This is a genomic window from Streptomyces sp. NPDC023838 (assembly GCF_040639555.1).
GTDB lineage: Bacteria > Actinomycetota > Actinomycetes > Streptomycetales > Streptomycetaceae > Streptomyces.
This window is the reverse complement of sequence record NZ_JBFAAD010000004.1, coordinates 1-17,432: the sequence shown is the minus strand read 5'-3', so window position 1 is coordinate 17,432 and position 17,432 is coordinate 1. Positions and strand designations below refer to the sequence as shown.

11 protein-coding genes and 1 pseudogene are annotated in these 17,432 nt (G+C 67.0%); 7 read left to right on the top strand and 5 right to left on the bottom strand.

The genetic code is table 11. The annotated features are described in order from the left end of the window. The first annotated feature begins 1 nt into the window (after position 1). A complete protein-coding gene (locus tag AB0G17_RS06305) occupies positions 2-988 on the top strand; it encodes a hypothetical protein (RefSeq protein WP_361376344.1) in 987 nt (328 codons plus the stop codon). A gap of 2,703 nt (positions 989-3,691) precedes the next feature. Here AB0G17_RS06305 and AB0G17_RS06300 read toward each other — a convergent pair. Continuing rightward, positions 3,692-4,579 carry a DUF5655 domain-containing protein gene (locus tag AB0G17_RS06300; RefSeq protein WP_361376341.1) on the bottom strand — a complete coding sequence of 296 codons (888 nt, stop codon included), beginning with the start codon at positions 4,577-4,579 and terminating at the stop codon, positions 3,692-3,694. Between AB0G17_RS06300 and AB0G17_RS06295 the strand changes: the two genes are divergently transcribed. After that, positions 4,478-4,957 carry a helix-turn-helix domain-containing protein gene (locus AB0G17_RS06295; protein WP_361377217.1) on the top strand — a complete coding sequence of 160 codons (480 nt, stop codon included), beginning with the start codon at positions 4,478-4,480 and terminating at the stop codon, positions 4,955-4,957. The genes AB0G17_RS06300 and AB0G17_RS06295 overlap by 102 nt on opposite strands. A gap of 269 nt (positions 4,958-5,226) precedes the next feature. Here AB0G17_RS06295 and AB0G17_RS06290 read toward each other — a convergent pair whose 3' ends face one another. Next, on the bottom strand, positions 5,227-5,556 hold the full coding sequence (locus tag AB0G17_RS06290; protein WP_361376338.1) for a hypothetical protein: 330 nt from the start codon (positions 5,554-5,556) through the stop codon (positions 5,227-5,229). 1,288 nt (positions 5,557-6,844) lie between these two features. Between AB0G17_RS06290 and AB0G17_RS06285 the strand changes: the two genes are divergently transcribed. From AB0G17_RS06285 to AB0G17_RS06275, 3 genes are all read left to right on the top strand, one after another. Next, entirely contained in the window at positions 6,845-7,870 is a 1,026-nt protein-coding gene (locus AB0G17_RS06285) for a helix-turn-helix transcriptional regulator (protein WP_361376335.1), read from the top strand. 45 nt (positions 7,871-7,915) lie between these two features. After that, on the top strand, positions 7,916-8,392 hold the full coding sequence (locus AB0G17_RS06280; protein ID WP_361376332.1) for a hypothetical protein: 477 nt from the start codon (positions 7,916-7,918) through the stop codon (positions 8,390-8,392). Positions 8,393-8,542: 150 nt separating this feature from the next. Beyond that, complete coding sequence (locus tag AB0G17_RS06275) at positions 8,543-9,361, top strand: SAM-dependent methyltransferase (RefSeq protein ID WP_361377169.1); 819 nt, start codon at positions 8,543-8,545, stop codon at positions 9,359-9,361. A gap of 34 nt (positions 9,362-9,395) precedes the next feature. Here AB0G17_RS06275 and AB0G17_RS06270 read toward each other — a convergent pair whose 3' ends face one another. Continuing rightward, entirely contained in the window at positions 9,396-10,343 is a 948-nt protein-coding gene (locus AB0G17_RS06270) for a helix-turn-helix transcriptional regulator (RefSeq protein WP_361376329.1), read from the bottom strand. A gap of 87 nt (positions 10,344-10,430) precedes the next feature. Then, entirely contained in the window at positions 10,431-10,667 is a 237-nt protein-coding gene (locus tag AB0G17_RS06265; RefSeq protein ID WP_361377166.1) for a DUF397 domain-containing protein, read from the bottom strand. Between the two features lie 86 nt (positions 10,668-10,753). Here AB0G17_RS06265 and AB0G17_RS06260 point away from each other — a divergent pair, with 86 nt between their 5' ends. Then, positions 10,754-11,386, top strand: coding sequence for an ATP-binding protein (locus AB0G17_RS06260; protein WP_361376326.1), 633 nt, complete (start codon positions 10,754-10,756; stop codon positions 11,384-11,386). 114 nt (positions 11,387-11,500) lie between these two features. Here the strand turns inward: AB0G17_RS06260 and AB0G17_RS06255 are convergent, their stop codons facing one another. Then, positions 11,501-15,844 (bottom strand): ricin-type beta-trefoil lectin domain protein, encoded by a 4,344-nt coding sequence (locus tag AB0G17_RS06255; protein WP_361376323.1) that lies wholly within the window; start codon positions 15,842-15,844, stop codon positions 11,501-11,503. 479 nt (positions 15,845-16,323) lie between these two features. Between AB0G17_RS06255 and AB0G17_RS06250 the strand changes: the two are divergent. Continuing rightward, a pseudogene (locus AB0G17_RS06250) lies at positions 16,324-17,432 on the top strand (hypothetical protein); the annotation flags it as partial.

Below are 17,432 nucleotides of genomic sequence, written 5' to 3'. Positions count from 1 at the left end.
GATGCCCCACCACGAACTCGAACTGCCCGCCCTGGTCAGCAACTCCCCACTCGGCTTCCTCGCCGCCCTGGGCATCCTCCAGCTCACTGACCCCATCCTCGGCCAGCCCGCCCGACTCTCCTGGCGCGGCCCGGACGCACCCGCCGTCTTCCACACCCACCAGCCCCTCACTCACCAAACCCTCGCCGACCTGCTGAGCGCACAACTACCCGACGACCCCGCCAAGGAGCCCCTGCCACTGGCCCCCCGCATCCTCTCGCTGCCCCGCACCGGGCCCAGCGACGCCCTGCGCATGCCCATCGACACCGCTCTACACCACCTGCGCAGCCTCGCCCAGGCCGAGCGAGAGCACAGGACCCCCACCGCCCACTGGTTCACCGCACTCGTCAACCAACTGAGCATCGCCGCCACCGAGAAGAACCCCGGCAACACCCGCCCCACACACGGCAAACAGCCAGCCCTCTACACATCGAGCACCCCGCTCTTCGGCCGCGGCGGACAAATGACCCTGGCCAACAACTGGATCAAAGCCGCCGAAGAATGCCGAAAAGACCCCACCCACCTGCTCGCCGCGCTCACCGCCTGGCGCCGCGTCGACGGCTACGCCGGCGCCAACCTCGACCACCACTCCACCGGCGACGCCCACATGGTCAGCCAAGGCAAACCCACCCAACAAGGCGTACCCGGAGCCACCTGGCTCGCCCTCCACGGCTTCGCCACCTTCCGCCTCACCGGCGACACCACCTACGCCCAAACCACCAGCTGGGACCGCACCGCCCCCAACGGCGCACTCACCTGGCCCATCTGGCAATCCCCACTCACCACAACCAGCATCACCACCCTCCTCGAACACCCCCTCGTCCGCACCCCAAACCCCGACCCCGCCAAACTCCGCAACCTCGCCGTTACCGCCATCTACAGCGCCCCCCGCACGCGCCTCCCACAAGCCGACGGCCCTCTCCAACTCGGCCGTCGCACCTACCCATGAACCCACAACTTCGGAACCAACATCACGACCCGCGGTGGGTAGGGATTCTCGCCATGGCCTGCATGCTGCTTCTGCGGTCTCATACCGCAGCACCACCACAGCAAGGGGCTCCGCTACGTCGTCGAGAGGCTGGGCGAAGCTGTCTCTGCGGTCATGAACCGCAGCACCATCACGGGCTTTGGCTCGGCCAGCACATCGCGATCGCCACCTTCTGCCTCTGCGGTTTCGAACCGCAGCACCACCACAGCGTCTACACCTGGATCCGGCACCAGGACGGCCGCGACCGGCCTCTGCGGTCACGAACCGCAGCACAATCACGGCTGGTAGACCCCCGAATGGGTCTCTTCAGCGATGTTCTGCCTCTGCGGCTCCGACCCGCAAAGCCACCACGGCTTCGAACGGTCCGGCATGGTCATCTGTAGGGGCCTGCTACCTCTGCGCTTCGGAACCGCAGCACCATCGCGGCGAGCAGTCCACCCGCTCCCAGCAGGATGCAATTGCACTGACTCTGCGGTTCAGCCGCAACACCATCACGGCATCACCGGAACCGGAATCCCCCGACGCCAGATCGAGATACCTCTGCGGTTCGGAGCCGCAGCACCACCACGGCTACCATCAGGTCAACTTGGTTGCACTGCCCGGCGACGTACCTAGGTGGGGCCGAACCACAGCACCATCACGGCAACGCTGGCTGGGGCGGGGTCGAGCAGTACCTTGGCATCGTCTCTGCGGCCACGTGCCGCAGCACCATCACGGCGGCAAACCGGCCCTCTGTGGGGCGATCGCACTGGCCTCTTGTTTCTGCGGTTCCAAACCGCGGCACCATCACGGCGTGTGCATGGCTCCGCTGGTGCTTGCCTCACTGGCCCGTCTCTGCGGCCAGCACCGCAGCAGCACCACGGCAACCATGAGGCGGGGAAGGCATACCCGGCCCTCGACTGTCTCTGCGGTCTCGAACCGCAACACCATCACGGCGACGCACCGCCGCCGGTCGTCTCGGCTGCCATCGCCTGCCTCTACGGTCTCGAACCGCAGCACCACCACGGCGTCGGCTGGTCCGGACGGTTCCCGGTCCACTACGGGCTCGCCTCTGCGGTCACGTACTGCAGCACCACCGCGGCTGCATGTCCAGTCCCGAGGGTGCGCGCACTGCCTCTGCGATTCCGAACCACAGCACCACCACAGCAACCGCGCCGAGGCGGGCGTGCACTGCGACCTGTCCCTCTCTGCCTCTGCGTTTCCGAAACGCAGCAGTATCACGGCGATTGCTCCGGCTTGATCGTGTGCGCGTGGCGGCGGCCTATCTCTACGGTTCGGAGCCGCAGCACCACCACGGCCGTCGGAGCATCCGCAAGAAGCTCGGGACACCGGCACCGCTACCGCCTCTGCGGTCTCCAGCCGCAGCGTTACCCCGGCACCGTCGGCGACGTCGACTTGGTCGCCGACATATGTTCGCTCTGCGGCTCCAAACCGCAGCACCACCACGGCATCCACGAAGCGAAGGCCGACTCAGCCAAGGCCCGTCTACCTCTGTGGTCCCCCAACCTCAGCACCACCACAGCCGCTTCGGATCGCAGGTGTTCAGCATGGCCATGTAGCCCCCGCTGCGGTCGCGAACCGCAGCACCATCACGGCAAGGGCGAGTACGGCGGTTTGATCACTGCCGGGCGGCACCACTTCTGCGGCCAGCTCCGCAGCATCATCACGGCTCGTAGGCGTGCTCGCGGATCGCGTACCGGCGGATCTGCCCCTGCGGCTTCGAACCGCAGCACCATACGGCATGAGCGACCCCGGGCGTGGATCCCAAAGGCCAGATGCCGCTGCGGTCTGGAACCGGAACACCATCACGGCATCGCGATCACCGAGGCTGTCCGCCACGTGGTCGCCTGCCTCTGCGGTCTCGAATCGCAGCACCATCTGGGATTGAACTTGTGAGCCTCATCAACGAACACCTAGTCAGGCAGTTGCTTCAACTCCGCCCCGCGGCCACGGCTTCGACGTATCGCTGCGATTCAAATTCGCGGCCTCATTATGGCGATTGCGCCGATATCAGCCTAATACTTGGCCTGGCGTAATCTCTGTGGCTAACGAGCCACACACCACCACGGACACATCTTCAGCTCGAACACATTACAGCATCCCGTCAGTTACTGCGACTCTTTCGCACACCACCACGGCACGCTGAACGTCATTGCCTAGGTCTACCGGAATGAGAGTGCACCTCTGCGGTCTCAAACCGCAGCACCACCGCGGCCACAGAGACTTAATGTGAGTGATGACGGGCGTGCACCTACCTCTGCGGTCCAGGACCGCAGCACCATCACGGCGATCCGTCGGGCTGGATCGGCTCGCTGGTGACCAATAATTCTGCGGTTCCGAACCGCAGCACCACCACGGCTGCTGGAACAGCCCGACCGAGTCGCCAGAATCGTGACCGCTTCTGTGGTCAGGCGGCACATGCATCTGCCGATCAGTCGGACGGCCCGTCTGGCCCTCACTCGCTTCGGGACCATCCATGCTGTCCAGCAGCCACAGCATCAGGGCGATACATAGCAGACGATCCCCGGTTAGCAAAACCGGGGATCGTCCGCACTACTTAGTGGTCCACCGCCATTCCCTGCCCGTCACTTCGAAAGGCACACCACGACGACAACAGCCCACAACTCCACACCCCGTTTGAGCCAGCGCCCCGGCGAAAGGTCTCTATGCCGCGGCGTAGCTGAGGCGGAGAAGGTCTCCGGCGCGCTCCAAGTCCCGCTCCGTACGAAGTTGCAGTTCCAAGTCCCCCGTACCGTGGTGACCGAGCCCCGTCACGTCCCGGGTGAAGCCCGGGACGAGGTCGACCTCGTTCGGGTCGGCCTTGAGGTAGACGAGGATCTTGGTCTGCTGCGGCGGGCAGACGCTGGCGAAGTTCCGCAGCCGTCGGTAGGCGCGGTACTGCTTGCGCTGCACCCGGGTGACGCCGTCCCCGAGCCCGACCAAGACCTCGTCGACCGCCTCAGTCAGCTCGGCCATCGCACCACCCTGCTGCCCAACCGGCGGCACCCCGGGCGCGCGACGGCGTACCCGCTTGGCCTCGACCGAGCGCCCCGTGACCGAGGCCACTGTCTCCAGGCCGAAGTGGTCGCTGCCGAAATACCGGTAGCGCACCAGGTCGATGCTGCGCCGGTGCTCGCGTACGGCGTGCGCGTCGTAGCGGGTGAAGTCACCCGCCACGCAGATCAGCCTGGGAGCGCTCCACAAGATCTGGGACGCAGCCTCGGCCCCCAGCCGGTCGCGGACCAGGCTCCGGAAGGCGTCCTTATGGGCCACGAGCCACGCCATGTAGTAGAGACCCTGATTGATCACACCGGCGTCGGTGCCCCGCTTGTACTCGACGATCACCGGCGCCCCGTTCTCGTCGAGCCCCAGCGAGTCGATCCGCCCGCCATCAACACAGTCGATGATGAACTCGCTCGCCAGGAACCTGACGCCCAGCATCCTCTCCATGTGCCCCTCGACAAGATCCTGCACATCCGCCTCGACCTCAGCCAGACGCGCCACGACCTCACTCACTCCGCCCGCCGTGTTGAACAGCTTCAGACCGACCACTCCCCCTCCGCGATCACGTTGCCAGAGGGCAACGTCACAGAGTTCGGGGATATTTCCGCGACCGAAGCCGTCTCGAAAGGAACCGAAGAGTCACACATGCACAGCCAGAACGACGCGATATCGAATACGGACGCCCAGCACAGCCCCGAGCAGATCCGCGCCACCTGGGGCGGAACCGGCAGCGTCGAAGACGCTGCCCGGGCCTTCGGGTTCTCCAGGGCGAAGGGCTACGACCTCGTCCGCCGCGGGCAGTTCCCCTGCCGCGTACTACGCATCGGCCGCAGCACACGCGTCGTCACCGCATCCTTGCTCCGCGTCCTCGACAGCGGCCAGCCCGAATACAGCGGGACCCAAGAGGCGCACCCCTCACCAGCGTGACCCGCTGCGCACAGAAGCCCCGGCCGGAGCATCCGGCGGGGGCTTCTACGTCTCACACAATTCTCACAACAGCGTTGATGCCCTTGGACCGCAAGGCCCTGACCTGGGCATACACCCCGCCTGTCTCTAGCCGGGCTGTCCGTGGCTAACTGTCATCCTCGGCCACACCGGCGGCGTGGTCGCCCAAGTCCCCACTTTCCGAACTCCAGTCCCTGCTCGACACTGTCGGCCCTGTGGGGGACCAGCGCACGCTGCGAGGGTGCAGCTCTTCACTGCGGGCGCGTGACTTCCACCTGATCTGAAGCCAATCCATCCTTGAACTCTCGTCGCCTCGTGCGGCGGGCTCGCGCCCAAGCCACCTCGAACTCTGCGGCGGTGATGGTCTCCGCGTGGAAGTCCTCCTGGGAGTTGATCTCCTGTAGGTCCGGGAAGGGGACCTCGCCCAGGCCGATCGTGTCCGTCTCCCGGCTGGCGTCGACCCAGTCGGACCGTCCATCCCGGTAGACCTCGACTTTACGAACCTCGTAGCAGTCGTCGTCGATCTCGCTGAAGATAACCGCCGGTTCCTCCGCGAACTCGTGGTCCCAGCGAACCTGCACATATGACGCCACCACTTCTGCCCCCAGCTCACGATGCGGTTGGTCACGTCGAGGGGAGCCGGCATGGGGACCACAAACACGGTCGTCCCTCGATCGGCCCGCCGCCAAGCTGCGGGCGTCATGCGTGCAGCTCCTGTGCCGCGAGGATCCTGACAGAGTCACACCCATCGCGTCCACATGCCGGGATGTGCGTCGGAGGTCGCCAGCCTTGCGGGTGCCGGGTGACACATACGGACTCGGCCGCCCCTTGCAGACCATCGTCGGCTCGTCGGCCCGCACGGACAAGCCGGTGTCCAGCGGCCGGTGGTGCCAGGCGCATGGAGCTACACGTCCAAGTGCTCGGCCGGCGCGGGGATCGGAGACTTCGACAGGTGGGCGGATCCGAGATTCTTCGCGACCCTGTCACGCGGGCCTCCGCCGGGAGATACAGAGTGCAGCTTTCGACCTCGGCAAGAAATGCAATTGCGATCCTGCTGACGCAATTTCTTTCCGTTATTCCCCATAAATGTGCCGCCTGGCCACTCTCGAACACCCGACCGGCCTAGGGTAGGGAAGCGGATGAGGCGCGATCAATTTCGATCAGCTATGGACAGCCATAGGGCAGACTTGATCACCCAGGCGCCACTGCGCCACATTCGGCCCCAAATTCGAGAGTGCGTTCGGCCCTGTATTTTAGCCGCCACCTCGGGATTTTCGAGTTTGTGGCCATTCTGGCGGCACGACGGTCGTCGGCCACGCTACTTTCATCGCACTGCCGCGGGGGCCCCTGGTAATACGGCTTCGAATCCTTCACCAGGAGTCCCCGCCCCAACCGCTCAGGAAGGAAGTCTCATGAACGGTCAACAGTCCCTCGCGGCTGACGAGCCGACGGGCTTTGACGGTACCAACCGGCCGGTGCAGGAGTGGAGTCGGCGTGCCTGGGCTGTCACGCGACTGCTCGGTGTCCTTCTCGCTTTGCTGGTGGTGCCCATCGTGTTGTTCACGCCTAGGTGGCAGACCGCGGCGGGTGCGTGGTTCGCCGTGACGGCGCTGACGGTGTGCGGTGCCGTTCCGGCCGTCGCAGCCCGGTGCCGGTGCCGCTGCCGTTAGTGGTGAGGGGCGTGCGGCGGCGGGTGAAACCGCGGCTGCACACCCCATCCCAGTGCGATGCGTTGGTCCCCTGTTTGTGTCGTCGTGGGGCTCAGGGCTCGCACCAATGGCGCGGTCGAAATCGGCGGGGTGGTGCTTGTCTGTGTCTGAATCAGATCGTCAGGGCGTGTGCCGGCATTGCGGGGAGACCTTCACCCGGGTGCGCGGGCCTGGTCGCAAGCGGGTCTTCTGCGACCGGCGGTGCCGACGTGGTGCCCAGCGCAAGAAGGCCAGTGAACGGCAGGCGGTGCGGTCGGTGTTCCCGACAGCGCTCAGTGCGGCCGAGGGGGTGCAGGGTGCGGTGATGGAGCTGCTGGAGGGTGAGCACGCGCACGCGGACCTTGAAAGTCTGCTCACCCTTGCGCGGCGGGTCGGCCTGGAGCTGGAGTGCTATGCGGCGGCTGCGGTCATGGATGCCCGGGCTCGGGGAGCGAGTTGGAAGGAGGTGGGGGCTTCGTCCTTCACGAGCGCCACGACCGCGAGTGCACGCTGGAGCCAGGCCGAGGTGCGACGGCTGTTCGAACGGCGGGCGGCATCGCGCTCGGCCGGCCGCACGGCTCACCTCGCCCTCGTGCCCGCCGCCCGTGCGGGCGCGAGTGAGTCGGTTTTGGATGAGGCGGCTCTAGCCCGGTCCCGTGCGTCGAGCAGCCTCTCGTGCGCGTTGTCGTTTCTGCTGCGCCGCTCGGGCCTGTCCATGCAGGAGGCCGCACACGGCACGGGGCTGTCCCGCTCCTACGTGTCGAAGATCGTCTCCGGGGACCGGGTGCCCACCTGGCCCGCGGCGCAGGCACTGGCCGAGGCGGTCGGTGCGAACGCGGGGGACGTGCGGCCGCTGTGGGAGGCAGCGCAGGGCCTGGCCCCGGCGCCCCGTCCGTCTCTGGAGGAGGCGGTTGCCCGGCTGGGGTCGGCGTTGCGCGGCATGTATCTGGCCGCCGGCTGCCCGCCTTATGAACAGGTGAGCCGTCTGAGCGGTGAAGTGGTGCCGCCTGCGGTGGTGGAGGGTGCGCTGCGGGGGGAGGTCGTGCCGTGCTGGGAGACCACGAGCGCACTGCTCACCGCGCTCAACGCCCAGCCGCAGGACCTGCGCGGTGTGTGGGACGACGTCAACTACGCCTTCCTGCTGTGTCTGCAGATGCCGCTGCACGACGGCGCCCCGCCCCAGTTCGGCGGCGAGGGCGCCGGCTGATCCCTGCCTTGCCGTCCACCAGCCGATAATGGGAGAAGGAGAGTCATGAGTGAAGGCCGTCAGCGCCCATGGGCTGCAGGGGGCGGCGCGACGTGGACGGCGCCGGGCGCCCCCTCGCAGACGGTGGTGTCGATCACGCTGCCTGTGGAGTACACGGCTTTTTGCCTCCAGTATCAGGGCGCCTACTTGCGCTATGCCCTGCTGCGGCTGCCGAGCCGTGAGACGGCTCGCGCGTGTGTGGCCGGGGCACTGGGTGAACTGGTCACGATGTGGCCCGCGGTGATAGGCAGCGGACGGCCGTCCGCGGTGGCGTGGGGAGTGCTGCGTGCGTGGGTCAGCGCGGCGGGCGGTTTCACACTCGAGGGGACGCAGGCCCTTACGCTCGCCCAGGACGATGCGCTGTTGCTGCGACAGGAACTTCAGCTGTCTGATACGGCGATCGCATCGGTGATGGGACTGGATCGGGGGACGGTGACCAGTCACCTGCGGCACGCCGAGCGCACACGGCGGCGCGCCGACTGACGGCCCGCGCAGCGATGAGAGCCCGGCGTGGCCGGAACCCTCATCCGCACTTCCGGATCACCCTTGGGTGCGCTATCGGTTACGGCCCGTGCTCTCTACCATGGCAGATTCATCCGCACGCTCATCTCTACTCGACGCGGCGAGGTCTGCATGCAAGGGGAGCCGTGGAGCCCACCGGCGATCGACCCGACGGTGCCCAGCGTGGCCCGTATGTACGACTACTACCTGGGGGGAACCAACAACTATCAGGCGGACCGGGACGCGTGTGCCGCGCTGCTGGAGCAGGTGCCCAGCACGAAGGAACTCGCGCTTAATAACCGTCAGTTCCTGCGCCGGGTGGTCCGCTACCTGGCCGAGCAGCAGGGAATCACGCAGTTCATCGACCACGGGTCCGGCCTGCCGACACGGGACAACGTCCACCAGGTCGCCCAGCGGGTGCATGACGAGGCGCGCATCGTCTACGTCGACAACGACCCGATCGTGCTGGCTCACGGCCGGGCGCTGCTGGACGAGAACTCGTACACCACGGTCATCCAGGCCGACATGCGCGACACCGCACGAATTTTCGACCATCCCGACACCCGGCGCATCATCGACTTCTCCAAGCCGGTGGCAGCGCTGTTCGTCTCGGTGCTGCACTGCATCCCCGACGACGACCCTGCCCACCTCATCCGCAATGTGGTGCGGCGCCTGGTGCCGGGCAGCTTCCTGGTCATCTGTCAGCTGGTCAGCGCTGACCCGAAGGTCCGTACCTTCGTCACCGACTTCATGGATGAAGCCACTGACCATCATTGGGGCCGAGTTCGGGAAGAACACGAGGTGGCCGCCTACTTCGAGCACGAAGATCTCGCGCTCCTCGACCCTCCGGGGCTGGTGGAGGTGTCCGCATGGATGCCGGACAACGACCTCGCGCGTCCTCAGCGCAGCTGGGAGTGGAAGGAGTGGGGCGGAGTGGCGCAAGTGCGGTAGCGGCGGGCCCCCGGGCGGGCTCGCCGCCCGGGGTTCATCCCCCGGCAGCCAGGTTCTGCAGGTAGGCAAGGGACGCATCGCACGTCATGACCTGGGCTGCGAGGCTGTCCAGCAGCGTCAGATAGTGCTCAACTTCCCGGGGGTCCTGTGTGAACATCGAGCCGACCAGATGCTCGCTGTAGACCGCGTTGTCCAGGTCGGGCACGGCGAACGACAGGTGGGTCATGTTCGTAGAGGCCGGGACGGTGCGGAACACGTCGACGGGCGCCACCTGGATCTTCACGTTGGGGCGCTGGGCCCACCCGATCAGGTGTCGAATCTGGGCGGCCAGGATGTCCGGGTCGGAGACCGACCACAGCAGTGCGTCCATTTTGATGACCGCCCACAGGACAGGGGCGCCGGGCTGTTCCAGCTGGTGCTGGCGGGCCTGGCGCAGCGCGACCATCCGGTCGATCTCGTGGGCGGAGCGGGTCGGCCACTCGGCGCGGATCACGGCGCGGGCGTACTCGGCGGTCTGCAACTGGCCGGGCACGTAGACCGGTTCGTAGATCCGGATCAGTTCGGCTGCTCCCTCCAGGGAGAGCAGCGGGCTGAAGAACTTGCTGACGACATCGCGCCAGGATTTCCACCAGTCCGGCTGATGGGACAGATCGACCAGCCGGACGAACTCCTCGACCTCTTCAACGTCGCTCACCCCGTACAAACCCAGCATGGCGCGCGCATCGAGCTCGCTGCATCCCTGCCGGCCCTTCTCGATCCGGCTGATCTTCGACGGCTTGAAGCCGAGCTGCTTCGTCAGGTCACTCTCTTCCAGCCCGGCCGCCTCGCGCAGCCGGCGCAGGCGCCCGCCCAGGATGACCTTGAGAGCGGTGGGATGTGCCTCGGCACGGCGAAGAGCGGCCCGCTCCGAGGGGGCCGGCCCCTGCACTCGGGCCCCCACCAGCCGTATGGGGGAAGGGAGAGACGGTTCGGCTGCGGGCATAGTGGTCTCCTGCGTCACAACACATGGAGCACCAGTATCCCGACCTCTGGGGCCAACGCCGCCGAATCTCCCTTTCCCCCAGGATTTTCAGTCAGTCACGAAATCGAACTGCCCTTCCCTCGCCCCGGCGAGAAACGCCCGTGCCTCACTCGGGGTGAAGACCAGAGCGGGCCCACCAGGAAACCGCGAGTTACGCACGGCCATGTCCCCGCCGGGCAGCGCCGCAACCTCCACACACGACCCGGCTCCGTTGCTGTGACTGCTCTTCGTCCACCCGACCTCGCCCAAAAGGTCGGCGGACATGCCATTCTCAAACCGATGCATCACCATTCGCTCCTTTCACCACTCACACCCCTCCCGCCCCCACGCGGCACCACGCAATTCCACATGCAATTGCATCGGAGGGATAAATGACCGTACCCTCATGCCTTCGCGGCGGCGATGCCGTTCGAAGAGAACGCCTCACGGGGGTGCCACCAGCAGTGATCGGGCCCACAGACCAGCGCGCCAGTATCCCGCCATACAGGCCACATGCGGGCAGACCGGAAGTTGGCTCGGAATCACTCCCTGCACTAACTCGAACGGGCGACGCAGACCCCGGACTCGAACGCGGCATCAGTCCCGCGGTGTTCGCCGCACACCAGTTCAGAGCCGTACCGCGCAGTGTGGCCGAATCACGCGCATTCGTCTTGCGCTGTCTCACCCGCTGGAGGCTCTCCCCGCACGAGCCCGACAACGGCCACCTCGCCCACGACACTCAACTCGTCGTCAGCGAACTTATGACCAACGCCCTGCGCCATGCGAGCCCCAGGGCACAATGCCTCACAGGCCCCTTCTGGCTGGCCCTGCACCTACGCGTCTCCGACCTGGTCTGCGCAGTCAGCGACCCCAGCCCCGCACCCCCCCGCCTTCTACCGCCCCCACGCCACGGCGAACCCGCACACGGGCTACAAATCGTTGCCGCACTCAGCTCCGCCTGGGGATGGGCCCCTTCCCCACCACCGGGGAAGACCGTCTGGACCCGGATCCCTCTCAGTCCTTGAACCGCTATCGTCCTCGCGGTCGTACACGAGAACGCTTGTCCAACTCATTTGGCAGTTTCAGAAGCCCCGCTTGCCGCTCAGAGGAGCGGCAAGCGGGGCGGCGGTGGATTTTGATTAGGCGATCTGCTTGATGGTGGTGGTCCAGCCTCCTCCGCTGACGTCGGTAGCGGGGGCGAAGCCGACGCTGTTACTACCGGTGCCGACGAAGAAGTGCAGGTGGTCATCGGTGGTGACGGTGGTCCAGAGGTCCGGGTGGCCGTCTTGGTTGCCGTCGCCGGTGGCCGCGACGGACGGGTATCCGGAGGTGGATACTCCGCCGCCGATAAGCAGGGCACTGCCGCCGATGCCGAGCGGGGTGCCCGGGTTGGCGGGCTCGTTGAGGTACTGGTAGATGTCACCACTGGACTTCCGGCGGGCCCACAGGTCGCCCAGGCCGTCGCCGTTGACGTCACCGGGAGCAAGGAGCTCCATGCCGCTCCAGCCGGCGGTGCCGATCTTCGTGGGTGCACCGAGCTGGCCATCGGCGGTGCCCGGGAGAAGGTAGAGGGCATCGTCTTCTATGGCGAGGAGGTCCGGATAGGAGTCCATCGTCAGGTCTCCCGCGGTGATCACCTGGGCGGTCTTGGACCAGTCGGGCGAGGGTGACCCGGCAGGCCGGTTCAGCGCGTAACGGGCGGTGAAGCCATCGAATCCGGTGCCACGGTAGAGCCACAGGTGGGACGCGTCGCCGGGAAGGTGCGCGACGAGGTCTTCGTAGCCGTCGCCGGTCCAGTCGCCGCGGTGGCTGATGTCACCCCCGGCCCAGCCACCACCGAGATGGGGTCCGCTGGCCTGGCCACCGTCGCCGGTACCGGGGTAGACCCGCAACTGGCCGTCCTTGTCGATGGCAGTCAGGTCGGGGATACCGTCGCCGTTGAGGTCGCCCGCGGCGTCACTTCCGGTGCGCTTGTGCAGGTAGCCGAGGGTGACTCGGGGGTTGAACTGGGCAAGGCCGCTGACGGGTGCCTTACCGGAGTATTCAGTGATCTCGTCGCGGTTGGTGGTGGCGTAGAGGTCGGGGTTGGTGTCGGGGTCGCCGCCTTGGCTGTTCACATCGCCGGGAGAGGAGACCAGGGGATAGGTCGCCTTGTCGAGGTAGGGGGCGAGGAGCGCGGCCTGTGCCGGGAGCGGGTTCGCAGCGTTGCCGGACCAGATCTGGTCAGCGAGGGTGGCACAGTCCGCGAGGATGAGCTGGGTGCCGGGTGTCGTGCTGGCTGACGGGTCGGCCAGGCAGCGCCCGGAGGCCGGGTTGACGAGGGAGCCGCCGGGGCCGGGCTTCCACTGCTGGGCGCCTGATCCGTTGCAGGTGTAGAGCTGGATGGGGGTCCAGTTGGCGGTGCCGCCTCCGGTGGCGTCCAGGCACTTGCCGTAGTTGCGAACGGTGTTGTCGGTGCCCAGAGCCCACTGCTGCGGTGCGGAGTTGTTGCAGCCCCAGATCTGGATCTTCGTGCCATTGGTAGTGGAGCCGTGGTCGACGTCCAGGCACAGGCTTCCACCGCCTGATCCTGTCACCCCGGAGACGAGGGCGTGGCTGGCCGGTGCGGCCAGGGCGGCGGGGATGCCGTTGGCGTCGAATCGCAAAGCGTACGAGTAGAGGACGCCGGACGCGTCGTCGCGGGCCCACAATGTGGGGGTGCCGCCGACTGTTCCGGGGGCGATGAGGGTGGTGTGTGACCAGTCGCCGGTTCCCAGGAGCACGGCCTTGCCGAGGTGCAGCCCGCCGGTGGCGGTGCCGGGGTAGTACCAGAGCTTCTTGTTCTCGACGGTGATCAGGTCGGCGAGGCCGCGGGTGTTGTCGAAGCTGCCCGGGGCGAGGAGCTGGGTGACGGACGCCCAGGTGGTGTCGTACCCGTCGCAGGCGGATGCCGCGTTGCAGTCCGGCTTGCTTGGGATGGGGATGAGGCCGCTGGCGTCGGTGAAGTGGCCAGGCGTGCCGTTACTGGAGGCGTCGTTGCTGTAGGCGTACATCTTGTGCGTGCTCTTGTTGTACGCGAACAGGTCGTCCACACCGGACTGGCTGAGGCTGCCGCGGTGGGTGACGAGGTAGTTGTCCCAGCTGGTGCCGTCGGGGCTCTGGGACGCGGTGGACGCGGTCACCGGGGTCGCGGCGGGGTCGGTGTTGCCGGGGACGAGGAGCAGGCTGCCGCTCTTGTCCGGGGTGAGCAGGTCAGGGATACCGTCGCCGGTCACGTCGCCTGCGGTGACCTTGGTCGCCGGGTTCCAGGGAGCGAAGAAGCTGTAGGTAGCGGGGCGTGCGTTGCCCGCGCCGTCCACGGCCTGCACGTACAGGGTGTGGGTTCCCCACTGCTGCGCGGTGAGGCTGATCGGGATGTTCGCCTTCGCGGTGCCGTTGCTGTCCGGTGTGGCGGACACGGTCTTCGCGCCGGTCGGCGGGATGGGGATGTCGAGGGAGTACTCGAAGCGGCGGATGCCGCTCTTGACGCACGGCGCGAGTTCGCAGCCGGTGGGGGTGGGGTCGGTGCTGGTGACCGGGATGGTCATGCCGGTGTCGCCGGCGTGCGCGGTGGGGGTGCGGTCGCTGCCCAGTGGCGGGTAGGCAGCTGAGTCGCCGAAGGCCGCGGGGGTGGGCGGGGTGAGGTCCACGTTGAAGTGACACGACGTCAGCAGCGGGCTGTCGAGGGTGCCGTCGGTGGCATGGACCTCCCACCCGTAGGCGTGACCGTCCTGTACCTCGGTGCCGATGTTGGTGTGAACGGTCGTGCCGGAGGCCACATAGGGGCTGCTGGGTGTGGACACGGTACTGCCGACGCCCTTGCCGTTGTCCTTGCGGTTGTCCCAGACATTGAAGACGGCTTTGAGGTTGACGCCGCTCATGTACGTGGCGACCTTGGCATTGAGTGTGATGTTGCTGTTGCCGCCGGTGAGGGTGGTCGCGCCGATCCAGCCGGGGGTGCCGTTGTTGCAGGCGGCCCCGCTCGGGTTCATCGAGTCCGGCGTGGTGCTGGCACTGTCGACTGCCGGGTGGAGGTCGAAGACCGTGGTGATGTAGGGGTTGGCGCTGAACCGCATGTAGCCGTAGTTGGTCGACGACTTGTCGCTGTCGCCGTACAGTCCGAACGTCCAGGTCGGCTTCTCCGCGGCGGCAACGGCCTTGATGCGGCTGGTGACGTCGAAACTGACGTACCGCGTTCCGCAGTCGGGCCAGGCGCTCTTGACGTCCTGCGTTTTGATCGTGGCCACCACCTTGGGCTTGTTGTCCCAGGAAGTGCTGTCGCTGATGGACTCGGTCTCCTTCAGCGTGACCGGCCAGGTGTTGTCACAGCCCACATCCGCGCCGTAAGTCTCCGCCAGCGTCAGGGTGGACTTGGAGATCACCATGCTCTTGTAGAGGTTGCGCGTGTTGATCTCGTAGTACGCCTCCTGCATGCCGTAGCAGCGGGAGGAGTAGTGCTGGTAGCCGACTCCCTGGCCGTTGTCCTGTTCCTTGTCATACGCGGGGTTGGGGTTGCCGGGGCTGGGGCAGCCCTCCTGGGCCACGGTGAAGTGACCGGTCTGCCCGGTGAGCGGGCTGCTGAAAGTGGGGTCGATGTAGACCGGGTAGGTGGTCGCGGACCCGGTGAGCAGGTTCGCGTCGGGAGTGAGGGTGAGGGCACCGGCCTCGGCGGTAATACCGACCTGCTGGACCTTCGCCCCGGTACCGGGGCCGGTGGCCGAGGATGTCCCGGTGGGATCGTCGGCGGCCGCACCACTGCGATGGGCCACCGCCGTGCGGGTCAGGGACTTCGGCGAGGATGCCGTCGGCTGCTGGCTGGTGGAGGAGTCCCACATCAGCGGCGCGGCACTGGTGTAGACGAGGCTTCCGTCGGATGCCTTGGCAGCGAGGTGGCCGGCTGTGTCCGTGCTGAGGGTCAATCCGTCGGTACTGGTGGCCAGGCGCAGCTTCTTGAGCTCGGGATTGGCCGCGGCGGTCGCGTCGTGGACGACCAGGACTTCGCTGAACTCACCCTGGTTGCTGACCGATGCCTGGAGGTCGACCCCGGGAAGAACCTCCGCGTACAGCGCGATGTTGCCCTTCACCGTCGGGGCGGGAAGCGCATGAGGGAAGGAGATGGCGAGCCGGTGCCCGCTGCCATCGGTCAATGCCGCCAGCGGCCCCGCGCCTCCACCCGACAGGGCGACGCCGCCAGGGGTCGCCGCAGGGCTGTAGCTCCCGTCACCGTTCTTCGCGAGTGTGGCGTCGAGCGTCTTCCAGGCACCGGCCTTCTCGACCCGGACGGGCTTGAGGCTCGTGGTGGTGCTCACAGTGCCGTCGGGATTGGCGACCGCCTCGCTGGTCTCGTTGGTCAGCGAGCCTACTGGGACGGGCTTGCCCTCGGCCGCCGCCTGGCGGAGTGCCGCCAGGGTGGGGTTGTCCGAGGTCGGCTGGGTCGGGCCTGCGGGTGGCGCGATGTCCGCCATGGCTTGGCCAGAAAGCGAGATGAGCAAACCGGCCGCTGCCGACAGGACAGTCAAATGTTGTCTAAGTCTCCGGCGTCGTAGAGCCGGACGGTGATGTCTGCGCATGTGGTGTCGCCCCCCATATCTTCTGCTGCAAAAACCCATTCGGACAGCGACCCGCCACGAACGCGGGATGGCTGATGCTGGGTTGTATAGATTTCGCCCCTAGCACGACGCCCCCGGTGCTCCGCATGCCCTACGTGAAGCTTGCGTAAAGAGTACGAAAAGTTTCAGCAGTTACCCGGGAGGGGTGCCGAGGCAGGCTATTGCGAATCGTACGTGTGTAGCAATACGGTTCCGTCGATCTTGCAGGGTCGAATGATGGCCCTGCCTATGACGGCCTTCGGGCCGCGCACTTTGGGGTGGGGACTTTGAGAGTGCGTTCTTCAGCGCGCCCTTTTTCTGTTTTCCGGAAGAGACCTGCGACGCGCCGTGCCACTGTGGCTGTGGCCACGGTTGCTGTGCTGTCGCTGATCGTTCCGCTGGCATCCGCCGAAGGCGTCGGCGGCTACCACTACAAGGGGAAGGTCTGGGCGGACGGCGAGCTGCCGGCTCAGCCGGTAGTGGACGGACATGCGGTCACCGCGGCCGAGGGTTCGGCTCGGGCCGTTATCCCCAAGGGTGCGCGCGCTCAGCGTGCCTACGAACCTCAGATGCCGAAGTGGCCTGCGGCAAGCACGGATTCGGTGGTCCTGGCACCGCTTAGCGGTGCGCGGGCCTCGACGTCGGGCGCGGACACGTCTAAATCGCGCACGGGCGTCGCTGCGGCCACTTCCCCCAAGCGGGCGGGTAACTCGCCGGTCTGGGTGAGCTCCGTTCCTGCCCATGCCGCAACCAAGCCGTTCAAGAGCGCTGCCGGGGCGGAAACCACGGCGCCGCCGCCGCCGTCATCGGTCACCGTGAAAACGGCCGGCAGGCGCGCGGCGCAGGCCGCGAACGTCGATGGCCTGCTGGTTGGCCTGGCGCGCTCGGACGGAAGGAACGACCCGGGTCAGGTCCAGGTCGCACTCGACTACAGTGCGATCGCCCAGGCGTATGGCGGTGGTTGGGGCTCACGCCTGCATCTGGTCACGATGCCGGGTTGCGCCCTGACCACCCCCCAGGTGTCGGCCTGCCAGGTCCAAACCCCGCTGGCCGCCACCAACGACACCACGGCGCAGAAGCTCACCGCAGCGGTGACTCTCCCGACTGGCAACCGGGTGAGCACCCTCAAGTCGAAGGCGTCCGGGATCGTCGGCCCCGCGGTGGCGCCGATGTCGGTGGCGGTCGCGGCGGTGGCCGGTACCGGTGGTTCGCAGGGCGACTACACGGCGACCTCGCTGTCCGCGTCGGGCTCTTGGACGCAGTCCGCATCGGGAGCGTTCACCTACAGCTACCCAGTCGCCACCCCGCCCGCCCTGGGCGGCGGTGCGCCGTCGGTGGCGCTGTCGTACAACTCCCAGTCCATCGACGGCGAGACCTCCGCGCGCAATTCGCAGTCCTCGTGGATCGGTGACGGCTGGTCGTACAGCCCCGGTTTCCTGGAGCGTTCGTACAAGCCGTGCCGGTA